Raw genomic sequence first — 26785 nt, forward strand, 5'->3', positions numbered from 1 at the left:
CCTTAAGTCTCTATCAGGGTTGCCAGACTGTAACCGGGTTCGGTTAATCCAATTCCAACGACTATGGTTAATGATGTCCTAAAATTGTCCGGAAAAGGTCCAGTCACAGGACTTTGCGGCGATAAAGTGGCAGTCTCTCTACTACTCGAGAAGCGGCGACCATGCCGGGTCGGAAGCAAAGCCGGGAGTCGGAATTTTCTGCTCGTTATATCCGGTCAGGTCGATGGAGAAGAGCTGCGGGCCACCGGAGCCAGCCGGCTGGCGGAAGAACATGATGACGCGGCCGTTCGGAGCCCAGGTCGGACCTTCGTTGTGGAAGCCCGTCGTCAGCAGGCGCTCGCCGGAACCATCCGTCTTCATCACGCCGATAGAGAAACTGCCGCCGGACTGCTTGGTGAAGGCGATGAGATCGCCGCGCGGCGACCAGACCGGCGTGGAATAGGAGCCGTCGCCGAAAGAGACGCGGCGCTGGTTGGAGCCGTCTGCATTCATCACATAGATCTGCGGCTTGCCGCCGCGGTCGCTTTCAAAGGCGATCTGCCTGCCGTCAGGCGAATAGGAGGGAGAGGTATCAATCGCACCCGTCGACGTCAGACGCGTGGTCGTGCGCGAGCGCAGGTCCATCGTATAGATATTGGCGTTGCCTTCCTGCTGAAGGCTCATGATCACCCGCTGGCCATCCGGCGAGAAGCGCGGCGAGAAGGTCATGCCCGGGAAGTTGCCGACCAGCTCGCGCTGACCCGTCTGCAGCTGCAGCAGATAAACGCGCGGCTGCTGATTGGCGAAGGACATGTAGGTCACCTCCTGCCGGTTCGGCGAGAAGCGCGGCGTCAGCACGAGGTCGCTGCCGTCGGTCAGCATGCGCACATTGGCGCCGTCCTGGTCCATGATGCCGAGCTGCGTCTTGCGGGCCGTCTTCGGGCCGCTTTCCGCGACGAAGACGACGCGGGTATCGAAGTAGCCCTTCTCGCCGGTGATCTTCTGATAGATCGCGTCAGCGATGAGATGGGCGACACGGCGCCAGTTATCGGGCTGGGCATAAAACTGCTGGCCGACCATCTGGCTGTTGCCAAACGTATCCCACAGGCGGAATTCGGCGCGAAGACGGCCGCCTTCCTGCGTCACGCGACCGGTCACCAGCGCCTGCGCGTTGATCGCCGTCCAGTCCGGGAAGCGCGGCGTCGAATCCGGATTGCTGATCTTCTCGATGAAGGCCTGCTTGTTGATCGGTGCGAACAGACCGGAACGCTGGAGGTCGGCTGCGATCACACCCGAGATCTGCGGACCGAGGCTGTCATTCGACAGAAGATCGGTGATCGCGATCGGCATGGGCTGGACATTGCCCTTGTTGATGTTGAGCTCCACCACGGCATAGGCCGGAGTGGCGAAGGCTGCCGTCAAGCCTGCCAGCACCAGCAGGAGACGAACGAGGGAGTTTCTGATCATATGTGCCAAGCCTTTCAGCATTAAAGCGCCATGTCGCCGGGTTCGAAGTTCAGGATGACTTCGACCGAACGAGTTTCATTGTCGAATTGAGTCTGCGGCAGGTCCTTGAAAGGTGCCGCCCGAAGGACGGCGCGAACTGCACTTGCCGCAACAGCAGTCTGCGTCTCTTTGGGGCCGCCCTTTGTGGCGACTTCAGGCTCGCCCAAAATCCGCCCGCCGCGATCAAGTCTGATGCGGATCCGAACGTGAGCATTCTTCACGCCAGGCAGACCCGGAATGAGGTTCCAGTACTTAGCGACTTTCTCGCGAATACTGTCCGCAGCCGCGCGCTCAAGAGGGTGCACGCCTGTTGCGTTCACGGGCCGCACTGACAAGAAGCCTGCCAGCGTAATCCCAAAGGCCATAAGCAAGCTCAGGCTGAAGCGGGAACAGTGTTTCGTCGAAAGCTGTACTCCCCGCATCACAGCCCCAAGTCCCTCGGATCGAAGTTGAGCACCAGCTCGTTCCAACCATCCGCGCCGTCATATTTATCCGGTGGCAACAGCCCTCCGCCGTTCACTTCCTTCTGCAAATCGGTTCGGCTCTTTAACACCGCACGCTCGGCCGCGCCCCTTAGGGCTTCCTGTGTCGTGGCCGGCCCGCCGCTGACGGCGACCTCCGGTGCACCAACAATCTGACCTGACTTGTCAAGACGAACATGAACTTTGATCTTTACATCGCTCGCCCCTTCCATTCCGGGGACGACATTCCAGTTCTTGGCGATCAGATCGCGCAAACCGTCCTTTTGGCTCTGGCTGAGCTTGCCGCCGCCGAGCGATTTCATGCCGCCGCGCGAGGCGACCTGCGTATCAGCGCCGGCTGAGGCCTGCTGGGACGAGCGCTTCGCACCGCCCTTCGACGATGTGTTGTTCAGCATCGCCGAGATTTGATCCTCATTGAAATCGCTCGCAGTCGACTTGGCTCCCTTGGCGGACTCGCGCTTCTTATCTGCGTCTTTTTTACCATCATCAACGGACTTTTCCTTGCTGATGCTCTGAGTCGCGGTCTTGTCCGTCGGCTTAGCGGCGGCCACTTTGGTATCCGGCTTCGTCGCGGGCGTGGTCTCCTGCTTTGGCTCAACAACTTTCGGCGGCGTCGGCTGAGGTTTGATAACCGGCACGGGAACGTTGTTCGGCGTTGGGATTTCGGCCTGCTGCGTCGGCTGTTCGGTCGGCGGCGGGGTCGGCGTCGCATCAGCCTTCGGTGTCGGCGGCGGCGGATCAGCCTTCGGCGTCGGAGTTGGCGTCACATCCGGCTTCTGCTGCGGAATGGCGGCCACTTCCTTCGGCGCAGCCTCTGTTTCCTGCTGTTCAATGGTCTTGGCGTCGTTCGGTCGCGGATCGTCCTGCGGAACGGGAGCATCTACCTTCTTCGGCGCCAGGGCCGCGGTGTCGCTCTCCGGCCGTTGGGTCGGCACGACCGGGTTCTTGATATCGACTTTGTTCTCGCCGACATTCTGAGCGTTGGCGACCTGGTCTTGCTTCGTGGTCTGCTTGCGCGAGACGTGATCCGTCACCGGCGCCTTCTTCTCACCCTGCTGGAGCTGGTCTGCCGTGACGATATCGACATCCATCGCCGTGCTTTCCGGCGTCTCGAGAGGCGCCGGCGCGCTCAGCGTCACCATGGCGCCGATCAGCACCAGGATGTGAAAAACCGCAGATGTGGCAAGACTGCGTTTCATGGCGATCCGTCAGTGATCCGTTATCTGCTGCGTGACCAGACCGATATTCTTGTAGCCGGCCTCCTGGATGCGCGACATCACGTCTGCGATCACGCCATAGGGCGCCTTGCCGTCGCCGCGCACGAAAATGCGTTCATTATAGCCGGTGGTCGCGATCGCCTTCAGCTTGGCGGCGATCTCGGTCACGTTGATCTGCGTTTCCTGCAGGAAGACCTGACCGTCGGCCTTGATCGAAATGGTGATGGGCTGGGTCTGGGCGTTGAGCGCGCCCGCCTGCGTCTGCGGCAGGTCGATCGGCACACCCGAGGTCATCATCGGCGCCGCCACCATGAAGATGATCAGCAGAACAAGCATGACGTCGACCAGTGGCGTCACGTTGATATCGGCGATCGGGCCGCCTCGGCCTCCGCCACGACGACCACCCCGGCGGCGGCCGCCACCGCCATTGCCTCCAACAGACATTGCCATGTGAGCTACTCCGGTTCCGTCCGCTGTTTACTGCGCCGCCTGGCGCGGCTGCAGCTTCTCATCGATCTGGCGCGAAAGGATGGCGGAGAATTCGTCCGCAAAACCTTCCATACGCGCCGAAAGCTTGCCGGCATCGCCAGAGAATTTGTTGTAGGCGATAACGGCGGGAATAGCCGCGACCAGACCGATAGCGGTCGCAAGCAGCGCTTCGGCGATACCGGGCGCGACGACCGCAAGGTTGGTCGACTTCGAACCGGCGATGGCCTGGAACGAGGTCATGATACCGACGACCGTACCGAACAGACCGATGAACGGACCGGCGGAACCGATGGTCGCGAGCGACGCGAGGCGGGCGATCAGATGTTCCGACTCACGCGCCAGCGTGACGTCCATGGCGCGATCGATACGCATCTGCAGACCGATCGGCGAACGTGCGCCGCGCTCGAACGACTTCTTCCATTCCCGCATTGCTGAGACGAAGATAGCGCTCAAGCCCGTGTTGTTGCGCTCCGAAAGCGTGCGGTACAGCTCTTCGAGCGACTGGCCAGACCAGAAGACCTGCTCGAATTGATCGAATTGCCGACGTGCTCGCGCATAGCTCAGATACTTGTCGATAACGATCGCCCAAGTCCATACGGACGCGGCCAAAAGGCCGATCATGACGAGCTTGACCACGAGGCCCGCCTGCATGAAGAGCGACCAGAGCGTGATGTCCGATGTGGTGGCCGCTGCCAATGCTACTTGTTCCATTGATCCAAAATCCCCGAATCCAAACGCCCGGCGCTAGACCGGGCGGCTAAAAGTGATCTCACAAGAAATGTTTGGCAGCCGCCGCTGAACGCCCTGGTCAAGCCTTCCAAGCTTACAACTGCCTTCTTGCCGTCAAATTTGGTCAAAGGAAGGCGTGCACCGCACAAACTCCGACATAAGCAGTAAGACACTATTATGGTTAAAAGAATGTTAGCGTCAAAACATGAAGGATTTAACGGCGGGCGAAGGCTATTCTGGCTCCTGGAAAGAATTGACCGGACGAAACCGGCGGCAGACGCAGACATAACTTGCGCGGCAAATTCCTTCACATAAAACTCAAGTTTTTGCAAGCGCCAGCAGGCGAACGGTCATATCTTTGCATCCCGCCGCCCACCGTCAAACGAACGAAATGCCTTGCTAGCCAGCGGATTCCGCGGCAGTGAGCATCTGCGCAGCGAGCTTTTCCGGCAACCGACGCGGCCGTCCTTTGGCGTTGATCACGGCGATGATGACCTTGGCGGCGATCAGCAAAGTATCGTCGCGACGTATCTCCTGGGAAAGCACCATCTTGGCACCGCCGGCCTTTTCAGTGACGGTACTGATCGTCAGCACGTCATCCATGCGCGCCGGTCCCTTGAAATCGATCTCCATGCGATGGACCACGAAAACAAGCCCCTCCTCGTCGGCATTCAAGAGTTCGCGCTGTTCCACGCCGAGACAACGCAGATAATCCGTACGCCCGCGCTCGAGGAAATGCAGGTAGCGCGCGTGATAGACGAGCCCGGAAAAATCCGTATCTTCGTAATAGACTCGCTGCACCAGCCGATGGCTTCCGGCTTCCAGTTCCCCAGCAATCAGAAAGGGGCTGTTCATCGTTGCCGCATCTCCTTGAATGTCCGGCACCTCTTTGGCCGAAGTTCTGCCATCAAGCAAGCTTTGAACAATTGTCATAAACTCCGACTATCCGGGATGGTGCCGGAAAGCGGATCGGCGCAGAAGGAAAAACCTCATGAAAATAGCGGTAATGGGTGGCGACGGATTCATCGGTTGGCCAACCTCGCTTCACCTGTCCGACGCTGGTCATGAGATCCACATCCTCGACAACCTCTCCCGCCGCTGGATCGACACGGAACTGGGCGTCCAGTCGCTGACGCCGATGGATTCGATCCAGGAACGCACCCGCATCTGGCATGCCGAAACCGGCCGCCGCATCCATTTCAACCTCATCGATCTGGCCAAGGACTACGAGCTTCTGAAGAAGTGGCTTGCCGAGCATCGCCCCGATGCGATCGTGCATTTCGCCGAGCAGCGCGCCGCCCCCTATTCGATGAAGAGCGACCGCCACAAGAACTACACGGTCAACAACAATGTCAGCGCCACGCATAATCTGCTGAATGCGCTCGTCGAACTCAATCTCGATACCCATCTCGTGCATCTCGGTACCATGGGCGTCTACGGTTATTCCACGGTCGGCGCCGCCATTCCCGAAGGCTATCTGCCTGTTGGCATCGATACGGCCGATGGCCGCACCGTCAGCCAGGAAATCCTTTACCCCGCCAATCCTGGCTCCATCTATCACATGACCAAGTGCCTCGATCAGCTCCTCTTCCAGTTCTACGCCAAGAACGATGGGCTCAGGATCACCGACCTGCATCAGGGTATCGTCTGGGGCACACACACCGAACAGACCCGCCGCCACGAACAATTGATCAACCGTTTCGACTATGACGGCGACTACGGCACCGTGCTCAACCGCTTCCTCATTCAGGCAGCGATCGGCTATCCCCTGACCGTGCACGGCAGCGGCGGCCAGACCCGCGCCTTCATTCATATTCAGGACTCGGTGCGCTGCATCGAGCTTGCGCTGAAGAACCCGCCGGCCCGTGGCGCTCGCGTCGAAATCTTCAACCAGATGACGGAAACACACCGCGTGCGCGATCTCGCCGAGATGATCGCCAGGATCAGCGGTGCGGAAATCGTCCGCCTGCCGAACCCACGCAAGGAAGCCCCCGAAAACGAACTGATCGTCAAGAACGACAAGTTCCTCGAACTCGGTCTGGAACCGACCACGCTGGAGGCCGGTCTCCTCAGCGAAATCGTCGATGTCGCCAAGAAATATGCCTACCGCGTCGATCGCTCGCGCGTTCCGGCGGTCTCAGCATGGACGAAGGATCTCGCCACGACAGTCAACCATGATCCCGAGGGCAAAAGGTTGAAGTCCGTGTCATGATGCTGGGAAGCGAAATGCTCCAGGGGCTGCGCCCGCACAGCCGTCCCCGTGCCGGACAGGCATTCGTGACCCTCGTCACGAATGCAGATTATGCCATGGGCGCGCTGGCGCTGGCGCGTTCGATTGTTCGCACCGGCACCAGGGCCGATATCGTCGTGCTGCATACGGCCTGCGTTCGCGAAAGCGACCTCGCCCCGCTCGTTGCGCTCGACTGCCGTCTCATCGAAGTCGAACACCTGCCGCTGTCGGATGCTTTCAACGAGCGGCATGCGCGCGGTAATCTCCACGCCGCAGCTCCCTTCACAAAGGGCCGCAAGCCTTCCTTCCACACGCCACTCGACAATTTCTGCAAGCTGCGGCTCTGGCAGCTCATCGAATACGACACCTGCGTCTTCATCGATGCCGATGCTCTCGTGCTGAAGAATGTCGACCGGCTCTTCGATTATCCGGAGTTTTCCGCCGCGCCGAATGTCTATGAGAGCCTCGCCGATTTTCATCGGCTCAATACCGGCGTTTTCGTCGCCAAGCCGTCGCTTGCGACGTTCCAGGATATGCTGCAGCAGCTCGATCGCCTCGATGCTTTCTGGCGGCGCACGGATCAGACTTTTCTCGAGGCTTTCTTCCCGGATTGGCACGGCCTGCCGATCTTCATGAACATGCTGCAATATGTCTGGTTCAGCATGCCCGCCCTCTGGAACTGGAACAGCGTTTCGATCCTGCACTATCAGTACGAAAAGCCCTGGGAGGAAAACCATCCGAAGGCGGAGCTGCTGCGACCCTTGATCGATTTGTGGCATAGCTTCCATACCGGAGAGGATGTGCCCGACATCGCGACGCTTGCAAATCCGAAAGAAGCCGCATGAAGGTTCTGATATCCGGGGGAACGGGTCTTGTCGGCCGATACATCGCCGAGGAGTTGCTTTCCGTCGGATACAAGGTAGCCGTCGGCGGGCGCAACGCGCCACCCGCAGGTTTCTTTTCCCAACCCGTCTCCTTCGTACCGCTCAGCCTGGATCCCGCCGAAACCCAGAGTCATGCCTTCGATGACGTCTATGTCTTCGTGCATGCGGCTTTCAGCCATATCCCCGGCAAATACCGCGGCGGTGAGGGAGAGGACCCCGAGGGATTTCGCCGGCTCAATCTGGATGGCACGGTCAAGCTGTTCGAAACGGCCAGAAAGTCCGGCATCCGCCGCTGCATCTTCCTCTCCTCCCGCGCCGTCTATGGCGATGGGATCGCGGGGGAGCCGACCGAGGCGACCAAGCCGATGCCAAACACGCTCTACGGTGAGGTCAAGCGCGATGCGGAGCATGCCCTGTTTTCCCTGTCCGCACCCGATTTCGCGACCGCGAGCCTGAGGGCGACGGGCGTCTATGGCGACCTGCGACCCAACAAATGGGATGACCTGTTCGACGACTATCTGAAAGGCAAGCCGGTTCCGTCCCGTGCGGGAACCGAAGTTCACGGCCGCGACCTCGGCCGCACGGTTCGTCTTTTGCTGGAAACGGAAGCGGGACGAATCGACGGCGGGGCTTTCAACCTGTCGGATATTCTGACTGATACACACGAAATCCTGGGACACCTCCAGAGCGCAACTGGCTGTCCTCACGCGCTGCCCGTGGCTGCTCCGCATAGCGCGGTCAGCACCATGGATACGTCGAAGATCCGCGCGCTTGGTTGGCAAGGCGGCGGCAAGACCTTGCTCCGGCAAACCATAGAGGCGCTGGCAAAGTCAGCGCCGCGCCATGCCGGCATCAGCGCATCAGCTTTGTCTCATCCCAGCTGAGTGCCGCCAATTCCTCACCCCTGAAACGCGCATCGTCGGCAACGATGAACTCATCAAGCTGTGGCGGAGCGACGCTGGTTCCGGCAAGCATGGCATGCACCTGGCCGCGATGATGCGTCTGATGCTGGAAGAGATGGTTCAGCACATCGTCGGTTCTCTCCCGCTGGATGCGGCCGGTGCGTTGAATATCGATGATCCGCATCGCCGTCTCCGGCGTCAGCCCCTCGCAGAAAGCCACCAACCGGCGATCGACATCCGCCTGCTGCCCGGTCAACTCGTTCAGGCGATCATACGGCTCCTCGATGTCGAAAGCTTTCTGGCCCAGCGTGCCGCCTTCCAGCGCATCGACATAAAACCAGTCCACCGTCAGGATATGATTGAGGGTCCCTTTGATCGACGGAAAGAAGCTGACGCGCTTCGCTTCGAATTCGCCCGGCTGCGATGCCGCACAGGCTCGATGCAGCCGGACATTCGCCAGCGCGTTGTTATAGGCAAGCTTGCGAAAGCTGCGAACAGGATCGAAAGCAGACATGAAGCCTCCTCGCTAGGCCTTGTCGAGATCGCCATCCCGCCAAACGAGATGACGCGGAGCCAAGGGCAAGGTCTCGATTTCCTCGGCGATGAAATAGGGCGGTATGTCGAGTGCAACCAGCGCTTCCCGCGTCGCCCGCACCCATTTGAATTCCAGATCGTTATCGCCATCCTGGACGCGGTGCACGATGTCCTCAGGATGGAAGTGGAAGCTGGCGGGTATGTCCATCAGATAATAGAGGCCGAGCTCGTGCCAGTCGCGCTGCTCGTAATGAAAGAAATTCTCCACCGACCAGAGCAGGCGCTCCACCGTGACGTCGACGCCAAGCTCCTCCTGCATTTCCCGCCGCAGGGTCTCTTCGGAGGTCTCGCCGATCTCGGCGCGGCCACCTGGGAACGTCCAGAATTTTTCATGCACGGCGCGATGCACCAGAACATGCCCGTCGCGAAAGCCCAGGCCAGCCACGCGCATCTGAAAACGTGAGCGACCGGCATTCAATCTGATGAGCTTGCGTTTCGACACTATCTTTACCCCACATCGACCACGACGATTTCCGGTGGAACTCCGAAGCGAACGGGCACAATGGAGCAGCCGAGGCCGCCGGAAACGATGATATGGCGGTCTTCCTCGATGATATGGCCATAGACATACCGGTCGCCATAGCGCGACGGCGAATAGGGTGACCAGCCGAAGACCCTCACCTGCCCGCCATGTGTATGACCCGAGAGAGTGAGCGACACCCGCGAGGGAACGGCGGGAAAAACATCCGGCTCATGTGCAAGAAGGATAACCGGCGCATCATCGGTGATCTGCGCCAGCGTCCCGCCGAGATCCTCGAGCCCCTTCGTGAACGGCCGCTTCCAGCGGATGCTCCGGCGCAGCGCAAGCTGATCCTCAATGCCGGCAAGCCAGAACCCATATCCGTCCTTTTCCAGACGCACGGCGCGATTGGAATAGACCTCGATCCCGACGCTGCTCAATGCCCGATGGCTGAATGTGGGACCTCGACCGCTTCTTTGAGCGGCCGCATCGTGCCACCAGTCGTGATTACCGACGATGGCATGGACGCCGAGCGGCGCCTTCAGTGTCGCGAGTTGCTCGGCCCACGCGCGATGACCGACCTTGCCGGTGATGAGATCGGTTCCCGATGTATAATCGCCGAGCAGGACGATGATATCGCCGCCGAGCTCGTTGGCATGGGCGCAGATCGAGCCCATGCGCTCGGCCGACATCCACGGTTCGCAGGCATGAAAATCGGCAAGCGCCACGATGCGAAGCTTCAGCCCCGGCGCCCATCCCGGCGGCGTCAGGGCATAGCGGGTCACCTCCAGGCGGATGACGGGCTCATATCCGAAGGCATAGCCGCCGAGTGCCATCAAACCGAATAGGCTGCCGCCGAAAAGCTTCAGAAAGGCGCGACGGCCAAGCAATTCAATCTCCCTCCTGGAACAACCCGAACTGGGCGGCCTCCAGGTCCTTGGGCGGCTGCATGCCGAGATGTTTCCAGGCAATCGCGGTCAAGACACGGCCGCGAGGCGTGCGCTGAATGAAACCCTGCTGGATCATATAGGGCTCGATAATGTCTTCGATCGCATCGCGCGGCTCGGACAAGCCTGCGGCAATGGTCTCGATGCCGACGGGTCCGCCGCCGAAATTGACCGCGATCATGTTGAGATAGCGCTTGTCGAGCTGATCGAAGCCGACATTATCGACGAGAAGCCGAGTCAGCGCTTCGTCGGCAACCTCCCGCGTCACCGCCTCCACCTTGGCCACTTCGGCGAAATCGCGCACGCGGCGCAGCAGCCGGCCGGCGATACGCGGCGTGCCACGGGCCCGGCGCGCAATCTCGCGCGCGCCCTCATCGGTCATACCAAGACCCATCAGCCTTGCACCGCGCCGGACGATCAGTTCGAGTTCCTCGACGGTATAGAAGCTCAGCCGGACCGGAATGCCGAAGCGGTCGCGCAACGGCGTCGTCAGCAGCCCGAGGCGGGTCGTGGCGGCAACCAGCGTGAACTTGGCAAGATCGATCTTCACCGAACGCGCCGCCGGCCCCTCGCCGATAATGAGATCGAGCTGGAAATCCTCCATCGCCGGATAGAGGATTTCCTCGACGGCCGGATTGAGACGATGGATCTCGTCGATGAAGAGCACGTCGCGCTCTTCGAGATTGGTGAGCAGCGCCGCAAGATCGCCCGCCTTGGCGATTACCGGGCCGGAGGTGGAGCGAAAATTGACGCCGAGCTCCTTGGCCATGATCTGCGCGAGCGTCGTCTTGCCGAGGCCGGGCGGTCCGACGAACAGCACATGGTCCAGCGCCTCGCCGCGCCCCTTGGCCGCTTCGATGAAGACCTTCAGATTGGCGCGGGCTTCCGCCTGGCCGGTAAATTCGTCCAGAGACTGCGGCCTGAGCGTCGCATCGATATCTTCTCCCCGCTTTTCCGGCGATATCAGACGTGCGGCTTCACTCATGTCAGAGGTTCCATTTCCGGTATTCGTTTCTCGGCTTTCAAGCCGAAGGCGGCATTAGTTCTGCCGCGCTCAAAATAGTCTTCCTCGAGAGAGCATCGCAAGTCGATGTCCCGATTTTGAGACAATAGTAAGGAACGCGGAGGGTGCAAAGCCTCAACGCGACAGTTCCTTGAGGCCGAGACGGATCAGCTTGGCGCTATCGGCACCCTCGCCTGCCGTCTTCAACGCTGCGGCAACGGCGTTGGCGGCCTGATCCCGGGAATAGCCGAGATTGGTGAGCGCCGATACGGCGTCGGCAACGGGTGCTGCGGCAACCCCTTCCCCCAACTCCTGCTTGAGCCCGATATTGGCCGCGTCACCGGCAAAGGCCGGCGCCTTGTTCTTTAGTTCCGTCACGATGCGCATGGCAACCTTCGGGCCGACGCCCGGCGCCCGCGAAACGGCGGCGCGATCCTGCAAGGCGATCGCATTGGCAAGCTCGGCCGGCGTCAGGGTCGACAACAATGCCAGCGCCACTTTCGCACCCACACCTTGAACCGTCTGCACGATGTTGAACCATTCGCGTTCCAGCGCCGTCATGAAGCCGAAAAGCCGGATCTGATCCTCACGCACATAGGTCTCGATGAAGAGAGTGCACGCCTCACCGACGGAGCCGAGCTTCGATAGTGTCCGAGCCGAGCAATAGGCAACATAGCAGACGCCGTGCACGTCCACGAGCACATAGTCTTCGCCGATCTCTTCGATTGTGCCTTTCAGCTTGCCGATCATGGGTGAGGTCCGTCAGGGATGGTTTTAAGTGAATGGGATGAATGCGGTTACGATGCCTTGGCAGCAGCAAGCAAAGATGCCTGCCGCAGCCGGTTGGCACCGCGATTGTGGGCGTGGCAAATGGCAATGGCGAGTGCGTCGGCCGCGTCGTTGCCCTTGAATTCGACCTTGGGCATCAGGATCTTCAGCATCATGTGGATCTGTTGCTTCTCACCATGCCCGACGCCGATGACGGCCTTCTTGACCGCATTCGGCGCATATTCCGAGACCGGCAGGCCGGCCCGCGCCGGCACCAGCATGACGACGCCGCGTGCCTGGCCGAGCTTCAAGGTCGCCACCGCATCCTTGTTGACGAAGGTCTGCTCGACGGCGGCCTCATCCGGCTGATAGCTGTGAACGACTTCGGCAAGGCCGTCGTGAAGCTGGCAGAGACGGGACGCAAGATCCATGTCGCCATCCGAAGTGACGGTTCCCGACGCCACGAAGCGGAGCGAGTTGCCGAGCGTATCGATGATACCCCAACCGGTGCGCCGCAGGCCCGGATCGATGCCGATGATGCGAATCGTATTCTGCATAGGTCAACCTATCTTTCAGGCTGAAGATGTGCCAGCAAAATGTGAACAAAACAAAAACAAGACACAGATTGGATCGCTGGAACCACGCTGAAAACATCGCGACGAAATTGCGGCGACGGGGTTTGGAATGAGCGAGCGGCGCTCCTACATGTGGAAGCGACCCTCCCTTCCACCACGCAGGTTTCTTGCCATGGTTCCCTTTTCCATCCTCGATCTTTCGCCTGTTGCCGAAGGCAGCACCATCCGCCAGTCCTTCGACAGCTCGAAGCGCATGGCGCAGAAGGCGGAAGAGCTGGGCTACAACAGGTTCTGGCTCGCCGAGCATCACGGCATGCCGGGCGTCGCCAGCGCTGCGACGTCAGTCGTCATCGGCCATGTCGGCGCTGCGACCTCGCGCATCCGCATCGGTTCGGGCGGCGTCATGCTGCCGAACCATTCGCCGCTCGTCATTGCAGAGCAATTCGGCACGCTGGAAGCCCTGTTTCCCGGCCGTGTCGATCTTGGCCTCGGCCGCGCGCCCGGCACCGACATGCGCACGGCGCAGGCTCTGCGCCGCAATATCGATGCCGGCGCGCAGAGCTTCCCTCAAGATATCGTCGAGCTGCAGCATCTTTTCAGCCCCGCCGACGAGAACCAGGTCATCCTCGCCGTTCCCGGCCATGGCGCCAACATACCGATCTGGCTGCTAGGCTCCAGCCTCTACAGCGCCCATCTCGCCGCCATGCTTGGCCTTCCTTATGCCTTCGCCTCGCATTTCGCGCCGGAAGCCCTGCTGGACGCCGTCGCCATCTATCGCGAGCGCTTCACACCTTCGGCGACGCTCGACAAGCCCTATGTCATGGTCGGCGTCATGGGCGCAGTGGCGGATACCGATGAGGAGGCGCAGTATCACTTCACCTCGGCACAGCAGCAATTCGTCAATCTGCGCCGCAATGTGCGCGGCCCCTTCCCGCGCCCGCGCAGCGACATGGACGATTTCTGGACGCCGATGGAAAAGCTGAACGTGGAAAATACGCTGCGCTACGCCGTGGTCGGCTCGCCTGCGACGGCGGAGGCAAAGCTGTCGCGATTCATCAAGGATACCGAGGCAGATGAAGTCATTATTTCGATGCCGGTTCACGACATCGAGGTGCGTTTGAAATCGGTGGAACTCTTCGCGACGCTTCCGAGTTTTAAGAAAGTGTCCTGACTTTCGAGGACAGGCAAACTATCCGGCGAGCCGATCTTACTTCCGCGGCTCACCGGGCGATCGACGGGCTCAAGCCACGAGCCTCGTCTTCCAATGACGCCGGATGAGCATGTCCAGGGACAGCTTGCCGGCGCCGGCGACGATCAGTGCGAACATGCCGCCTGAGATCGCCAAATCCTTTTCGAAGTGCAGCAACTCATTGTGACTGGCGAAGTTGGTGTGAAAGAGCAGCGCCGTCAGCAGGCAGAATAGGCCGAGGCCAAATGCCGCCAAGCGGGTCATCAGCCCGAGCGCAATGGCAAGGCCGGCGCCAAGCTGCAGCACGATCGTTGCAGTCGCGATGGGGGCCGTGACGCCAAGCTTGGCCATGGCCTCCAAAGCATTGTCGAAATTGCTGGCGAGTTCGATGCCTTCCTCCAGGAAGAGCAGCGACAGCAGCACGCGGCCGAACAGCAATGCCATGTCGGCCATATTGACAAGAACGGCACTCTCCTCTTCGAATTCCATGGCCTTTCTCCTTCCCGTCAAAATCCGCGCGGTTTCCAATCCGGCCCGGCAGCATTCCCACGACTTGATCGAATGGAAATGCCGCCGGATCGGTTGAAGCCGTGCGCTAGTTGGTACCCTTGGCGGCAATCGCCTTGGTCAGATCTTCAAGCTCTTCGCATCCTGACGGGCAAAGCTTGGTCAGCGCTGCCATCTGCTCGCGTGCCTTGGGCATGTTGCCGGTCTCGACATAAAGTTCGCCGAGATATTCGTGCGCGCCCTTGTGATCGGGCTGCAGTTCCAGCGCCTTGGTGTAGTAGGTCAGCGACGTCTTGAAGTCCCCGGTCTTGCGCAGGGTGAAGCCCATCAGATTGTAGACGTCGGCCTGCTGGTGCTCTTCGGCGATGTCGCGAAGCTCGGCAAGCGCGCCGGCATAGTTCTTCGCATCGATCTTGGCACGCACCGAGGTCAGGTCAGGCGCGTCGGTCGATTCCATGTTGTCGACGGCAAACGCGATGCCTGCTGTCGCGGCCGGGAGGATGGTGACGGCGCAAAGGCCGGCGATCCCGAAAATGGCATTCCTGAACATGGTATTTGCTCCTCTTTTTGGCCGCTCAGGCCTGGATGGTGGGGGTGAATCCGTAGGCATTGCCGTCCTTGACGAAGGTGCCGGAGCCTGGGAATGGAAAATGCGAGCCGCAAATCCTGATCTTGTCGGCAATGATGCGATCGATCAGTCTGCGGCGGGTGGCGACGGCCATCGGGCCGTCCTGGTCGTAGGCGCCTTTCCATTCCGGATGGGGGGCAAGCAGCGCCGGCACATACATGACGTCGGCCGAGACCATCAGCTGCTCGCTGCCGCCGTCGATGAGGAAGACCGAATGCCCAGGCGTATGGCCGTATGCGGCCAGCATGTGCACGCCGGGCGCGACTTCTGCACTATCGTCGACCAGCTTCCAGTTCTTCCATGTCGGGAAGACGGAGGCGATACGCCGGCCGGCTTCCTTGCGTCCCTCCGCCAGCTTGTCGACGCGGCCGGGATCGGTCCACCAATTGTATTCGGCTGCGTTGACGATCAGCTCGGCATTTGGGAAGACAGCCGCATTCGTTCCCTTTTCCATCAGTCCCCAGACGTGGTCCGGATGGAAATGCGAGATCATGATCGTATCGATCTTCTTATAGTCGATGCCGGCAGCGGCCATGTTGGCCGGCAGATGCGTGGCATTGGTCTGCCATTGCCCGACACCCGAGCCGGCATCCATCATGATCTTCCGTCCGCCGATGTCGAGAACGACGACCGTGAGCGGAATAGGCATGAAATCCGTCGTCAGGCCGGCCTTGGAGAGCGCTTCCTTGGTGTCATCGACCGAAGCATTCTTGATGAAGGCTGGATCATGCGGCTTGCGCCAGATGCCGTCATAAATGGCCGTGACCTCGATCGAACCGACCTTGTATTTGTAGAAGCCGACCGTCGGCTCCAGCGGCGTGGCGGCAAAGGCTTGCGGGATGAATTCGAGCTTTGACGACAGCCCGAAGGCTGCCGCCGCTGCGGCCGTGCCGAGAACGGCGCGGCGGGTCATATCAAACATCGCAATATCTCCTCAGGGTTATGGCTTTTGAGCCAGGCGGAGGACGCTTCAGATCGCGGCCATCCACTGAGGAAGAAGATCGATAACGATGGGCGCTTATTCCCCACCGCGCCCAAAATTCTATCAAGCCATTGATATATATGGAAATTATTTTAGAAAGCCTTGATTGAGACGGCAGAACGGCGACCATCCGCATTCGGTGTTTGCGATTTTTTGCGTGCGATCGGGAATAAAACCCGCTCGAGCGCGATCTACCGTCTCAGGCAACATTGCATGCACCGTATCCGAGGCTTACAGTCGGTATCGGCGTTTTGCGGGGATCATGATGACAGACGCCCGAATTATGACTTCGATGACGCTTGGCGACCAACTCCACTCATTGACATGGAATTGGCCGCAAACCACCGCGATACGCAGGCTGGCGCGGCTTCTGGCTCGGCTGCGAGCCTTCGTTGCGCAGCCGAAAACCGCCTATCATGCCGTCCTGATGGCGGTGGCAGAACCGGCGGCAAATGCCGGGCCGCAGCAACGCGCGATCTCCTCACCCGATGAGACCATGCGCCGCTTCCAGCAGACCATCATCCCGCATCTGGATGCCGCCTATAATTTCGCACGCTTCTTGAGCAGGGACGCCGATGGGGCGCAAGATATCGTACAGGAGGCATTTCTGCGCGCCTATCGTGGCTTTGGCGGCTTTCGCGATGGCGATGCTCGAGCCTGGACCTTCACCATCGTCCGCAACTGTTATCATGCCTGGCTGCAGGAAGGGCGGCGCAAAACCCGCTATGAACAGCCGATGACCGGCGAAAGGGACTTGGATGAAGGCTCGCCGTCATCCGATCCCGCTTCCGAGGAGGATACGCCGGAGGCAGCATTCATCCGCAAGTCGGAAACGCAGCGGGTGCGTGAGGTCATCAACACACTGCCCGATGCCATGCGCGAAGTCCTGGTCCTGCGTGAGCTCGAGGACCTTTCTTATAAGGAGATCGCCGACATCATCGATGCGCCGATCGGCACCGTCATGTCGCGCCTTGCCCGCGCCCGCCGCGATTTCGGCGAGGCCTGGCGCACCCTCGACGAAGAGGGGGCGGCACGATGAGCGAGGGGAAACACAATGATCACGGCGAGTGGGCTGACCTGTTGCACGGTTTCATCGACGGCGAACTGGACGCCGCCAACGCGGCGCGTTTCGAGGCGCATCTTGCGACTTGCCCGGAATGTGCCGGCGAGATGGAGAATGCCGTGATGGTCAAGCGTCTTTCCGCACGCGAAGGAGTGAAATGGCAGGCGCCGGACACCGTCCATGCCCGCGTTCAGGCCGCACTTTCGCTGGAACAGGCCATGACCAAGCGCGCAACGGCTGCCGCGCACCAGACGGAAAGCCCATCGCGGCGCATTTGGCGATTGGTTCGCGAATGGAGCTTCGTGCCGTCGCTTGGCGTTTTGGCCGCGAGCCTCATGCTGGTGCTGAACGTGCCGCAGCAGAGCCAGACGATCGAGGACCAGCTTCTTGCCAGCCATGTGCGCTCGATGCTTGCCGATCATCTGACCGACGTGCTGACCTCCGACCAGCACACCGTCAAACCGTGGTTCAACGGCAAGATCGATTTTTCGCCGCCGGTGGTCGATCTGGCGACCCAGGGCTTTCCCCTTGTCGGCGGCAGGGTGGATTATCTCGACGGCCGCGTAGTCGCGGCGCTGATCTATCGCCGGCATGGCCATGTGATCAATCTGTTCATCTGGCCTGCTGCATCGGGAACCCGCAGCAATGCCGAGAAGGACGGCTATAATTTTGTCGAATGGCATGCGGACGGGCTGATCTTCTGGGCCGTCTCCGATGTCGCAGCCCCCGATCTCGCTGCTTTCCGCGACGATTTCACGCGCGCAACAACCCCATAACGCAAAAAGCCGGCCGCATCGCTGCCGCCGGCTTTTCTGATTCATTGCGAGGGGATCAGGCCGAAAGCTTGGCCAAAACCTCTTCCGAGACTTCGAAGTTCGAATAGACATTCTGAACGTCGTCGTCGTCTTCGAGGCTGTCGATGAGCTTCATCAGCGACACGGCCTTTTCTTCGTCGACCGGCACATTGTTCTGTGCGCGCCAGATCGCCTTGACCGTTTCGGCTTCGCCGAGCGTCGCTTCAAGCGCCTTGGCAACTTCGCCGAGGGATTCGAAGGCGCAGATGATCCAATGACCTTCTTCGTCGCTTTCGACATCGTCAGCGCCAGCTTCGATCGCCGCTTCCATCACCTTGTCGGCATCGCCAACAGTCGCCTTGTAGGTGATCTCGCCGACGTGATCGAAGGAGAAGGACACCGAACCGGTTTCACCAAGCGCACCGCCGGCCTTGGTGAAGATTGAGCGGACGTTGGAAGCCGTGCGGTTGCGGTTGTCGGTCAGCGCTTCGACGATGATCGCCGTGCCGCCTGGACCATAACCCTCATAGCGGATCGCATCGTAATTCTCGGTATCGGCGCCGGATGCCTTCTTGATGGCGCGATCAATATTGTCCTTCGGCATCGACTGCGCCTTGGCGTTCTGAATCGCCAGGCGCAGGCTCGCGTTCATGGTCGGGTCAGGCAGACCCGCCTTGGCGGCGACAGTGATTTCACGCGCCAACTTCGAGAACATTTTCGAACGCACCGAGTCCTGACGACCCTTGCGGTGCATGATGTTTTTAAACTGTGAATGGCCAGCCATGGCACCCCTGTTCACGTCTTTTGTTGGGAATGGCCGCCTTATAAGAGCGAAGCGGCCTTCATTCAAGTAAAAAGCCGGATAATGGCGGCTGGAGGATGCTGACTTCAAGAAGATCGCAGAGACGATCGTGACGCTCAAAGCCCCTTGAGCACATAGATCAGGGGCTTGCGTGGCAAGGTCTTCACCGACACCGTCACGCTTGATGTCGGTGCGTAGCCGACATCGAAGTCGGGACCGAACAGGGCGAGGAACTGATCGATCGGTGGTCCCCAGCGATGCATGGGCAGGATGAGCGACGAACGCAGCCGCTTGACCACGCGGCTCATGCTCTCAGCCCCCATGGTCAGACCGCCATCGACCGGCACCATCACGACATCGAGCCGGCCGATCTCAGCATATTGATGGTCAGTGAGTTCGAAATGCAGGTGTCCCAGGTGGCCGATGCAAAGGCCGGCAACCTCGAAGATGAAGATCGAATTACCGTTGGCCTCGATGCCGCCGCCCCAGGAGCGAATATCGGTCGTGACATTGCGGATCAGCGTGTCGCCGACGGTCAGATGGATCTTTGCCGGCTCTCCGGGCACGTCGCTCCAGCCATGCAGTACATATTTGATCGCCGGATCGGGTGTCAGCGTATAGTGGCTCGGATGCGCCTTGTTCATTGTCACGACTTCAGCCGTGTAGGGTGGCGGATATGCGCCGCTATAATCCGTGGCGATGGAAACCCCGCCGGGCGTCTCGATGAGGAACGTCGCGTGCCCGAGGAAGGTGATCTTCACGTCGCCATCGACGAGTTCATTGGCAAGGGTGGGGCCGGGTAGAGAAAAGCTGGCGAAACTCGCCTTGGGAAAGGATTGCGCGATCGCCTGGCACTGGCTCGGCTCCGGACGCGCCGGCTCTTGCTGGGCGTCAGCCGCGCTCCAGCCGAAGATCATCGATAGGAAGAACGCGGCAAGGACAGGAAATCGCGGCATCATGCCATCCCCTCGAGCCCGACAGTGGCGGAAGGATGCGGCATCGGCGGAGACGGGTCCAGCTGCAATCAGGCGCGATTGCTCACAATCGCGTCATCGCATGGCGATGATGAAAACCCGTGCGGCGATCAGCGCCAGAAGTCCGGAATGGTTTCCGCCAGACGCGGGCCAAGCCGCAGCGGCGCGATCTTCTCGGCCAATCCCGTCGCGTCGGAAATCTCGACGCCGACGCCGCAGATGGTCGCAGGCCCCGAAGCCGCTTCGAACCGTCCCTTCGGCATTTTTGAGATGAACCGGTTGAGCGGCTCTTCCTTTTCCATGCCGAGTGAGGAATCATAATCGCCGCACATGCCGGCATCCGACATATAGGCTGTGCCGCCATTCAGGATCTGCGCGTCCGCGGTTGGCACATGCGTATGCGTGCCGACGACGAAGCTGGCGCGGCCATCGACGAAATGGCCGAAGCATTGCTTTTCGCTGGTCGCTTCCGCATGAAAATCGAAGATGATGGCATCGGCCTGTTCCTTCAGCGGACAGGCATCGAGAATAGCTTCGGCAGACTTGAAGGGATCGTCCAGCTCCGGATGCATGAAGACGCGGCCCATGATGTTGGCAACCAGAACCCGGGCGCCGTTGCGAGCGTAATACAGGCCGGAGCCGCGGCCGGGCGTGCCGGCCGGATAATTGGCGGGGCGCAGGAACTGGTCATGGCGCTCGCAGAAAACGACGGCTTCCTTCTGGTCCCAGACATGGTTGCCGGTCGTCACGACATCGGCGCCGGCGTTGATCGTCTCTAGAAAGATATCTTCGGTGATGCCGAAGCCGCCGGCGGCGTTCTCGCCATTGACGATGACGAAATCGAGCTTCAGATCGGACACCAGCCCCGGAAGGCGGTCCCATACCGCAGTCCGCCCGGTCTTCCCGACCATGTCACCCAAAAAAAGCAGCCGCATTCGCTATCCAATCGCTTTCGAAACGAAATTGAGTCCGCTCTCGGTCAAAATCGCGTCAAGACGGACATCATGCGGCTCAGCCGGTACTGATGGCACTTCTTGGCAATCAAATGCAATGCCGATCAGGCTCGGATTCAGCCCTTTTTCATGCAGGCGGGTAATAGCGCGATCGTAATAGCCGGCGCCATAGCCGATGCGATGGCCGGTTCTGTCGAAAGCCGAAAGCGGCACCAGCATCATCCCTGGGTCGAGCACGGCCGCGTCCGGCCCCGGCCCGGATGTACCGAACCCGCACGGAACGAGCGGTGCGCCCGGCACAAGTTCGCGAAAGACGATCGTGCTGCGATCGAGGATGATGGGCACGCAAAGCCGCGCTCCGCGCTCCCTCAACCGCGCCATCAGCGGCCTTATGTCGACCTCGGAGCGGATCGGCAGGAAGCCGGAAACGACGGTTCCAGGCTCGATATCGATTTCATCGCCGCCATGCATAGCCATGGCGAGGGCCTTTTCGATGCGCTCGTCGGCCGGAATGGCGTCACGCGCGGCCAGACGCTCGTTGCGATATTGGGTTTTCAGCTCTTTGGGGGTCATCGGATCTACGCGATTTTCTACTATATCACGAGAACATAATGAGCCGGCAGCCTATTGCAATGCGCGAAAGCGACATGCGGCGATCGCATCGCCGATCCCGGATTGTCAGCCGTTGCGGACAATCGACATTTTTCCTTCTCCATCCACACGCGCATGGACATTTTCGTAGTTCAGCAACGTCGAGTGGTCGGTTTCCACCGGATGGGAATGCGTCGCGGTAATAACAAGCACATCCGCGCCGGCCGCCTCACCTGCCTTGATACCGGCCATCACATCCTCGAACACCAGGCAATCTGAGGTGCGCAGACCAAGACGTTGCGCTCCGAGGATATAGCCCTGCGGATCAGGCTTACCGACCTTGACGTCCTCCGCAGTCACGATGAAGCGCGGCACCGGGATGCCTGCGGCGTCAAGTCGGGCCATCGCCAGACGGTATGGAGAGGAAGTGACGATCGCCCACCGTTCCGGCGGCAGGGACGCGAGGAAGTCGACGGCACCCGGCAGTGCGACCACGCCCTCGACGTCGGCAATCTCCGCTTCCATGATCAGCGTCGACTCAGCGATCGGATCGACGCCGGGCAGGTTCAATTGGCCGATCGTATCGACGCCGCGCTTGCCGTGCATGGTCGGCATGAACTTCTCGACATCAAGGCCCTTGCTGCGGGCCCAGTTGCCCCAGACGCGCTCGGCAGCGGCGATCGAATTAATGATCGTGCCATCCATGTCGAACAGGAAACCGGAATAGGCTTTGGCGAAGGCAGAAGACTGTACGGCGGACAAGGCAGGCCCTTTCTAGAGCAATTCCAGCAAAAGTGCGCAGCGGTTTTGCGTCCGGAATTGCGTGAAAACAAAGAGACAGAGCATTTCCGCGACTCCGTTTGAAACGGAAATGCTCGGGACGTGGAAACGAGTGGCCGGCACCAGCCGCACCACTCGCGATATGTGCCTCTTTCGACTAGCGGCAGCAGCGGCAAGAAGCAAATGATTGCTGAGCAACGAACCCGGGAAAGGTCCGTTCCTTCGTCTCGACCGACACGATATCGGGAGGTGGTGCTGGCATCGCCAACAGGAAAATGTCGAAGCGGAAACGAGCGGCGGTGCGAACCAGCCGCCCGTATCGATCCATTATTCGCCGAGGCGGCTCTTCAGGCCATTGATAATATGGTTCGACAAGGCCTCATAATCGTCATCGAAATGATGGCCGCCATTCATGGTGATGATTTCCGCACCGGTGCCCTTCAGCAGCGGGCATCCGACATCCTCGTCATCGTCCTTGCCGTAGACGCACTGCACCATCTTCGGGTTGATCGACTTCAGATCCTTGATCGGATCGCCGCCCTTGCCTTCGCTCGAAGCCCCGAGCCAGCCCATGACGGAAATCACGTAGTCGACCTTCTGCGACAGCGACAGCAAGGACATCTGGACGATCCTGTCCTTTTCCGGCTGTTTCAGGCGGTTATAGCTTGCCGGCAGCACGTCGGCGCCGAAGGAATAGCCGATCAACACCACATGCTTGACCTTGAAGCGCTTGGTATAGAACTGGATGATCCGGGCGAGGTCATCGGCCGTCTGCTGTGGATCCCGCTCCGACCAGAAATAATGCAGGGAGTCGACGCCCACTACCGGAATGCCCTGATCCTGCAGATAGCTGCCGACTTCCTTGTCGATGTCGCGCCAGCCGCCGTCGCCCGAATAGACGATGGCAAGCGTATCCTCGGTCGGCGTCGCTTCCATGATATCGAGCGGCAGGCCGAGCGGCGACTTGGCGTCGTCGATCGACTTCATGAGGTCGGCAAGCGAAGCCTCGAGCGTCGCATAGGTATCCGCATTGTCGGAATTCGTAGTCTGGACTTCGGGATGCTCCTTCTGGATCTCCTCGACATGGTCGCGTCCGTCCTTCGGTGCGTTCGCCGTGAAGGTTACGACAATCGGGTTCGGCAGCGCGCCTTCCTGCAGGCCGAAGGACACCATATCGCCATCGGTCTTCTTCTCGGCCGGCGTGCAGAGCTCCTGCTTGAGGCCGATACCGGCTGCCGGATCGACGGCCAGCGTACCCGCAACCGTGGCATCCGGCGTCTGAGCTGCGATCGTCAACGCCATGGCGCCGCCCGCGCCAACGCCGGCAATGATCGGGGATTGATAGGTGCTGTCGGCAAACGAGCGCTGCACCTGCTGGCTCAGCGATTCCAGATCCGCGACGATGTAGATGCAGCCGTCGTTCTTCTTGACGTCGTAGTTGTTGAGCGACGTCAGAAAGGACGGATAGTCGATACCGATGACGAGCGAGCCATTCGCGACGAGCTTGTCGGCAACGGCCTTCTCCTTGTCGCCCCACCCGGCAAGATCGGAAATCAGGACGACCTCGTTCGAAACTTTGCCTTGCGGGCGCAGGATATGCGGCGCCGGGATCATGCCCAGATCGTATTTGGTATCGTCAGCTTCCGCGCGCGCCTGGCCGGACACCAGCAGGCCCGCCGACAGCATCAATCCGAAAGCCAATGACATTGCGTATTTCAAGATCATTTCCTCACGACCCCCTTAAGTCCGCCCCCGATGAGGAATGTGGCATCCATCAACGCAATCATGGGACTTACACCACCCGAAACAGCCAGATAGCGCGGCTGCCATTCGGGATGGAACTTGGATTTGAAGGCACGAAGCCCTTTGAAATTGTAGAAACGCTCGCCGTGTTCGAACACCGTTCCCCCGACCCTATCCCAGACCGGCGCCGATTCACGTCTCGACATGCCCGATAGCGGCGCCATGCCGAGATTGAAACGCTGAAAGCCCTGGCCCTTGAGGTATTCGAGGATCTGCACGAACAGAAAATCCATCGAACCTTTTGGGGCATCGGGCGAAAAACGCATCAGATCGACGGACCCCTCCTCCCTGGTCTCCGTCATCAGAATATTCGCAAAGGCGACGATCTTACCATCCTTTTTCAACACGCCGACGGGCTGTGAGCTCACATAGTCCGGATCGAACGCGCCCAGCGAGAAGCTCTTTTCCTTGGCATTATGATCGGCAAGCCATGTGTCGGAGACTTCGGCAAGCTGCTCTATGACATCAGGCACATCTTGCGGCTGGATAACGGCAAATTCTAGTCCATCGCGAACCGCCCGGCTTGCCGTCTGCCTGAGGTTGGCCCATTTGCCGCCTTTCATCTCGAAATTCGAAAGGTTGACGACCGCAAGCTCGCCGAGCTTGAACGCCCGCAAACCGGCATCGGCGCAATAGGAGAGCAATGCCGGCGAGATCTGATAGAAGACGGAACGGCAGCCGGCCGCGCGCGCCGCCTCGACAAACCGCCAGATAAGATCCGGAAGCGCGTGGCGCGGGCCGACGGGATCGAAAAGCGCGATCCACGAGCGGCCTTGCTTGCTGTACATGATGAAGGCATCGCCCTTTTCCGAGAACATGATGCTCTTGTCACCCATGCGCACCAGATTGGCGTCGGCAATGCCCTGCTTTTGGACGACCTGAACCGCACGCGACACCACTTCCCCAGTGACTGGCTCCAGCCTCCTCGTTGCCGGCCGCAGCAGGCTGAAGATCGCGACCGCCGATGACAGGATGGAAATGCCGAGCGCAGCGCGAAGGCCGCGCGGCGCCTCGTCGGCGAATTCGAACTGCCACCATAGCTGATTGCTATATCCGACATCGCGATAGACGAAGAACAGGACCACCACGGCGCCGATGCAGATCACGGCCATGGCCGTCAGCCATCCGGCCGTGAGCGTCTGGCTCAGCAGCGAGGCCGGCCGCGAGAACAGCCGGCGGCTGACGACGAGGCTGAAGATGAAGAATGCCAGCAATCCGGCTTCGACGATGGCGATGGCTTTCAGCAGCGATAGCAAAAGGGCAAACGCCGCCGAGAAGATCGATACCCACCAGGCGCCGTCGAGACGCTGCCCCAGACCGCGGGCGGCGACGACGATGGTCAGTCCGAGAAGGCTCGAAAAGAAATGCGCGCTTTCGACGACAGGCAAAGGCAGATAGTCGGACAGAACGATCAGGTTCTGGTCCGGCGTTGGCGTCACGCTCGAAAAGATCAGCATCATGCCGAGCAGCAGTGCAAAGGCAGACAGCAATTGCGGCATGAGGCGGCCGCCGACGCGGCGCATGCTTGACGCGGCGGGATGATCGACGAAACGACGCAGTTCCGCCACCGAGATCGCCGCAATCGCAATGACGAGCGGAATGACGTTGTAAATGACGCGATAGAGGACCAGCGAACTCAGCACGGCATCTTCGTTCATCGAGCTGCCGAGCCAAGCGATGATGATCGTCTCGAAAACACCGAAGCCGGCGGGGACGTGACTGAGCACGCCAAGAGCGACGGCGATGGCATAGATGGCGAAAAAGCCCGGCCAGCCGATCGCCGTTTCCGGCAGCAGCACGTAGAGCACGGAGGCAGAGGCGGCAATATCGAACGCGGTCACCAGGAACTGCCGGGACCAGGTACGCGAATCCGGCAACCGGACGGCGATCGAGCCAAGCCTCACCTCGCGGCCATCGCGCCCGGCAAAGACGACGAAAGCAAGCGCCACAAGGATGGCAACTGCAATCAGGCGCAGCCATAGCCCGTCGACATCGACCAGCGGCCCGATCTCATCGGCGATGACCAAAAGCGCGATGGCGCCGACGGCTGCAAGGCCGAGACCGAAGGAAAGCGTGACGAATGCTATGACGCGCGTGATGTCGTCGGGCGCCAAACCCATTCGCGTATAGGCGCGGTAGCGGATTGCGCCGGCGCTGAGCGCACCGAATCCAGCAGTATTGCCGACGGCATAGGCGCTGAACGAGGTCAGCGCCACATGCGGAAACGGCAGGCGCTTGCCGATATATTCGAGCGCGTTCTGGTCGTAGAAGATCAACGAGGCGAAGCTCAGGCCGGTGAACAGCAGAGCGAGCAGCACCGATGAAATCTTCGTCGTCGTCAAAGCATGTACGACGTCGTCATAGCGAACTTGGTTGGTCAGATCGTAGATCGCATAGGCCGCCAAGCAGAAGACCGCGACAGTGAGAACGGCGACGATCAGCGTGCGGTAACGATTGAGGAAACCGATGACACCGCCAATTTCTTCCAGTTCCTCATCGGCTTTTTCAAGATCGATTGGGCTCGACATGCTCTACCTGTTTGTTGACCTTCGCCAGTCCCGATTGTTCGGATATTCAGTAACGCCGACGATGCGTCTCTTTGCTACCGCCCTGCATTTCTTTCGACAGGACCGTTGTTACGCGCTCCCATCGTTCCGAATTTGGGCAATTTTGGCGCGGCTCCCAATTCCGCCAGCAATGAATCCGCGATTATTGAAAGGAATTTGCCAAGCACCCGGCTTTTTAGACTTATCTACACATAAAAGTGATCTTCACATTTACCTTGCGCGCAGCTCCCTATCAGGAATTTTCAACTCGGTCACCTGCTGCACAACAGCTTTCAGATGAACATTTCCTGACAGTCAGGCAGGTGACCACAATGCAGCCGCGACCGGAATTTCCGCGACAATGCCAGCGCGGCGCAGTTCCTCCGGCCATCGAGGCCACGCAACGTT

At 60.1% G+C, this 26785-nt stretch carries 28 protein-coding genes; 6 read left to right on the forward strand and 22 right to left on the reverse strand.

Annotated elements, in window-relative coordinates; genetic code table 11:
- Positions 1–141: 141 nt before the first annotated feature.
- The 6 genes from tolB to ybgC form a co-directional block, all read right to left on the reverse strand.
- Positions 142–1446, reverse strand: coding sequence for a Tol-Pal system beta propeller repeat protein TolB (gene tolB / locus QD409_RS15340; protein WP_092850837.1), 1305 nt, complete (start codon positions 1444–1446; stop codon positions 142–144).
- Between the two features lie 20 nt (positions 1447–1466).
- Positions 1467–1850, reverse strand: a complete 384-nt coding sequence (locus tag QD409_RS15345; protein WP_092850473.1) for a hypothetical protein — start codon at positions 1848–1850, stop codon at positions 1467–1469.
- A gap of 56 nt (positions 1851–1906) precedes the next feature.
- Positions 1907–3166, reverse strand: a complete 1260-nt coding sequence (locus tag QD409_RS15350) for a hypothetical protein (protein ID WP_092850476.1) — start codon at positions 3164–3166, stop codon at positions 1907–1909.
- 9 nt (positions 3167–3175) lie between these two features.
- Positions 3176–3634, reverse strand: a complete 459-nt coding sequence (tolR, locus tag QD409_RS15355; protein ID WP_092850478.1) for a protein TolR — start codon at positions 3632–3634, stop codon at positions 3176–3178.
- A gap of 27 nt (positions 3635–3661) precedes the next feature.
- Entirely contained in the window at positions 3662–4384 is a 723-nt protein-coding gene (tolQ, locus tag QD409_RS15360; protein WP_092850481.1) for a protein TolQ, read from the reverse strand.
- Positions 4385–4801: 417 nt separating this feature from the next.
- Positions 4802–5257 carry a tol-pal system-associated acyl-CoA thioesterase gene (gene ybgC, locus QD409_RS15365; protein WP_092850841.1) on the reverse strand — a complete coding sequence of 152 codons (456 nt, stop codon included), beginning with the start codon at positions 5255–5257 and terminating at the stop codon, positions 4802–4804.
- Between the two features lie 136 nt (positions 5258–5393).
- Here ybgC and QD409_RS15370 point away from each other — a divergent pair, with 136 nt between their 5' ends.
- The 3 genes from QD409_RS15370 to QD409_RS15380 are packed head-to-tail and all read left to right on the forward strand — an operon-like array spanning position 5394 to position 8400.
- Positions 5394–6614, forward strand: a complete 1221-nt coding sequence (locus tag QD409_RS15370) for an NAD-dependent epimerase/dehydratase family protein (protein WP_092850491.1) — start codon at positions 5394–5396, stop codon at positions 6612–6614.
- Positions 6614–7477 (forward strand): glycosyltransferase, encoded by an 864-nt coding sequence (locus QD409_RS15375; RefSeq protein ID WP_430763059.1) that lies wholly within the window; start codon positions 6614–6616, stop codon positions 7475–7477. Before QD409_RS15370 ends, QD409_RS15375 begins: the two co-directional genes overlap by 1 nt.
- On the forward strand, positions 7474–8400 hold the full coding sequence (locus QD409_RS15380) for an NAD-dependent epimerase/dehydratase family protein (RefSeq protein WP_092850499.1): 927 nt from the start codon (positions 7474–7476) through the stop codon (positions 8398–8400). Before QD409_RS15375 ends, QD409_RS15380 begins: the two co-directional genes overlap by 4 nt.
- On the opposite strand, the gene QD409_RS15385 is transcribed toward QD409_RS15380, so the two are convergent.
- The 6 genes from QD409_RS15385 to ruvC form a co-directional block, all read right to left on the reverse strand.
- On the reverse strand, positions 8369–8932 hold the full coding sequence (locus tag QD409_RS15385) for a DinB family protein (protein ID WP_430763043.1): 564 nt from the start codon (positions 8930–8932) through the stop codon (positions 8369–8371). The two genes, QD409_RS15380 and QD409_RS15385, sit on opposite strands and share 32 nt — an antisense overlap.
- A gap of 12 nt (positions 8933–8944) precedes the next feature.
- Positions 8945–9454 (reverse strand): NUDIX hydrolase, encoded by a 510-nt coding sequence (locus QD409_RS15390; protein ID WP_092850511.1) that lies wholly within the window; start codon positions 9452–9454, stop codon positions 8945–8947.
- Positions 9455–9459: 5 nt separating this feature from the next.
- Complete coding sequence (locus QD409_RS15395; protein WP_092850514.1) at positions 9460–10362, reverse strand: metallophosphoesterase; 903 nt, start codon at positions 10360–10362, stop codon at positions 9460–9462.
- Between the two features lies 1 nt (position 10363).
- Complete coding sequence (gene ruvB / locus QD409_RS15400; RefSeq protein WP_092850517.1) at positions 10364–11404, reverse strand: Holliday junction branch migration DNA helicase RuvB; 1041 nt, start codon at positions 11402–11404, stop codon at positions 10364–10366.
- Positions 11405–11557: 153 nt separating this feature from the next.
- Positions 11558–12172: a Holliday junction branch migration protein RuvA gene (ruvA, locus tag QD409_RS15405; protein ID WP_092850520.1), complete on the reverse strand. Its 615-nt coding sequence runs from the start codon at positions 12170–12172 to the stop codon at positions 11558–11560.
- A gap of 47 nt (positions 12173–12219) precedes the next feature.
- Positions 12220–12747, reverse strand: coding sequence for a crossover junction endodeoxyribonuclease RuvC (ruvC, locus tag QD409_RS15410; protein WP_092850523.1), 528 nt, complete (start codon positions 12745–12747; stop codon positions 12220–12222).
- Between the two features lie 190 nt (positions 12748–12937).
- On the opposite strand from ruvC, the gene QD409_RS15415 reads away from it, so the two are divergent.
- Complete coding sequence (locus tag QD409_RS15415) at positions 12938–13936, forward strand: LLM class flavin-dependent oxidoreductase (RefSeq protein ID WP_092850526.1); 999 nt, start codon at positions 12938–12940, stop codon at positions 13934–13936.
- Between the two features lie 69 nt (positions 13937–14005).
- Here QD409_RS15415 and QD409_RS15420 read toward each other — a convergent pair whose 3' ends face one another.
- The 3 genes from QD409_RS15420 to QD409_RS15430 form a co-directional block, all read right to left on the reverse strand.
- Complete coding sequence (locus QD409_RS15420) at positions 14006–14443, reverse strand: DoxX family protein (RefSeq protein ID WP_092850529.1); 438 nt, start codon at positions 14441–14443, stop codon at positions 14006–14008.
- A gap of 106 nt (positions 14444–14549) precedes the next feature.
- Positions 14550–15011, reverse strand: a complete 462-nt coding sequence (locus tag QD409_RS15425; protein ID WP_092850531.1) for a tetratricopeptide repeat protein — start codon at positions 15009–15011, stop codon at positions 14550–14552.
- A 25-nt stretch (positions 15012–15036) separates the two neighbouring features.
- Positions 15037–16011, reverse strand: coding sequence for an MBL fold metallo-hydrolase (locus tag QD409_RS15430; protein WP_430763044.1), 975 nt, complete (start codon positions 16009–16011; stop codon positions 15037–15039).
- Positions 16012–16354: 343 nt separating this feature from the next.
- Here QD409_RS15430 and QD409_RS15435 point away from each other — a divergent pair, with 343 nt between their 5' ends.
- Positions 16355–17110 carry a sigma-70 family RNA polymerase sigma factor gene (locus tag QD409_RS15435; RefSeq protein WP_092850540.1) on the forward strand — a complete coding sequence of 252 codons (756 nt, stop codon included), beginning with the start codon at positions 16355–16357 and terminating at the stop codon, positions 17108–17110.
- Positions 17107–17910: an anti-sigma factor family protein gene (locus tag QD409_RS15440; protein WP_092850548.1), complete on the forward strand. Its 804-nt coding sequence runs from the start codon at positions 17107–17109 to the stop codon at positions 17908–17910. The genes QD409_RS15435 and QD409_RS15440 overlap by 4 nt, the downstream gene beginning before the upstream one ends.
- A gap of 55 nt (positions 17911–17965) precedes the next feature.
- Here QD409_RS15440 and QD409_RS15445 read toward each other — a convergent pair whose 3' ends face one another.
- The 7 genes from QD409_RS15445 to mprF form a co-directional block, all read right to left on the reverse strand.
- Complete coding sequence (locus tag QD409_RS15445; RefSeq protein WP_092850553.1) at positions 17966–18712, reverse strand: YebC/PmpR family DNA-binding transcriptional regulator; 747 nt, start codon at positions 18710–18712, stop codon at positions 17966–17968.
- A 134-nt stretch (positions 18713–18846) separates the two neighbouring features.
- Positions 18847–19689, reverse strand: a complete 843-nt coding sequence (locus QD409_RS15450) for an MBL fold metallo-hydrolase (RefSeq protein WP_430763045.1) — start codon at positions 19687–19689, stop codon at positions 18847–18849.
- Between the two features lie 125 nt (positions 19690–19814).
- Positions 19815–20639, reverse strand: a complete 825-nt coding sequence (locus QD409_RS15455) for a TIGR00282 family metallophosphoesterase (protein WP_092850568.1) — start codon at positions 20637–20639, stop codon at positions 19815–19817.
- Between the two features lie 3 nt (positions 20640–20642).
- Positions 20643–21230 (reverse strand): 5-formyltetrahydrofolate cyclo-ligase, encoded by a 588-nt coding sequence (locus tag QD409_RS15460; RefSeq protein ID WP_092850575.1) that lies wholly within the window; start codon positions 21228–21230, stop codon positions 20643–20645.
- A gap of 105 nt (positions 21231–21335) precedes the next feature.
- On the reverse strand, positions 21336–22010 hold the full coding sequence (locus QD409_RS15465; protein WP_342588036.1) for an HAD family hydrolase: 675 nt from the start codon (positions 22008–22010) through the stop codon (positions 21336–21338).
- 345 nt (positions 22011–22355) lie between these two features.
- Entirely contained in the window at positions 22356–23753 is a 1398-nt protein-coding gene (locus QD409_RS15470) for a virulence factor (RefSeq protein ID WP_092850581.1), read from the reverse strand.
- Positions 23750–26359 (reverse strand): bifunctional lysylphosphatidylglycerol flippase/synthetase MprF, encoded by a 2610-nt coding sequence (gene mprF / locus QD409_RS15475; RefSeq protein ID WP_092850586.1) that lies wholly within the window; start codon positions 26357–26359, stop codon positions 23750–23752. Before mprF ends, QD409_RS15470 begins: the two co-directional genes overlap by 4 nt.
- Between the last annotated feature and the right edge of the window lie 426 nt (positions 26360–26785).

This window comes from Rhizobium sp. BR 315, assembly GCF_050577975.1.
Lineage (GTDB): Bacteria > Pseudomonadota > Alphaproteobacteria > Rhizobiales > Rhizobiaceae > Rhizobium > Rhizobium miluonense.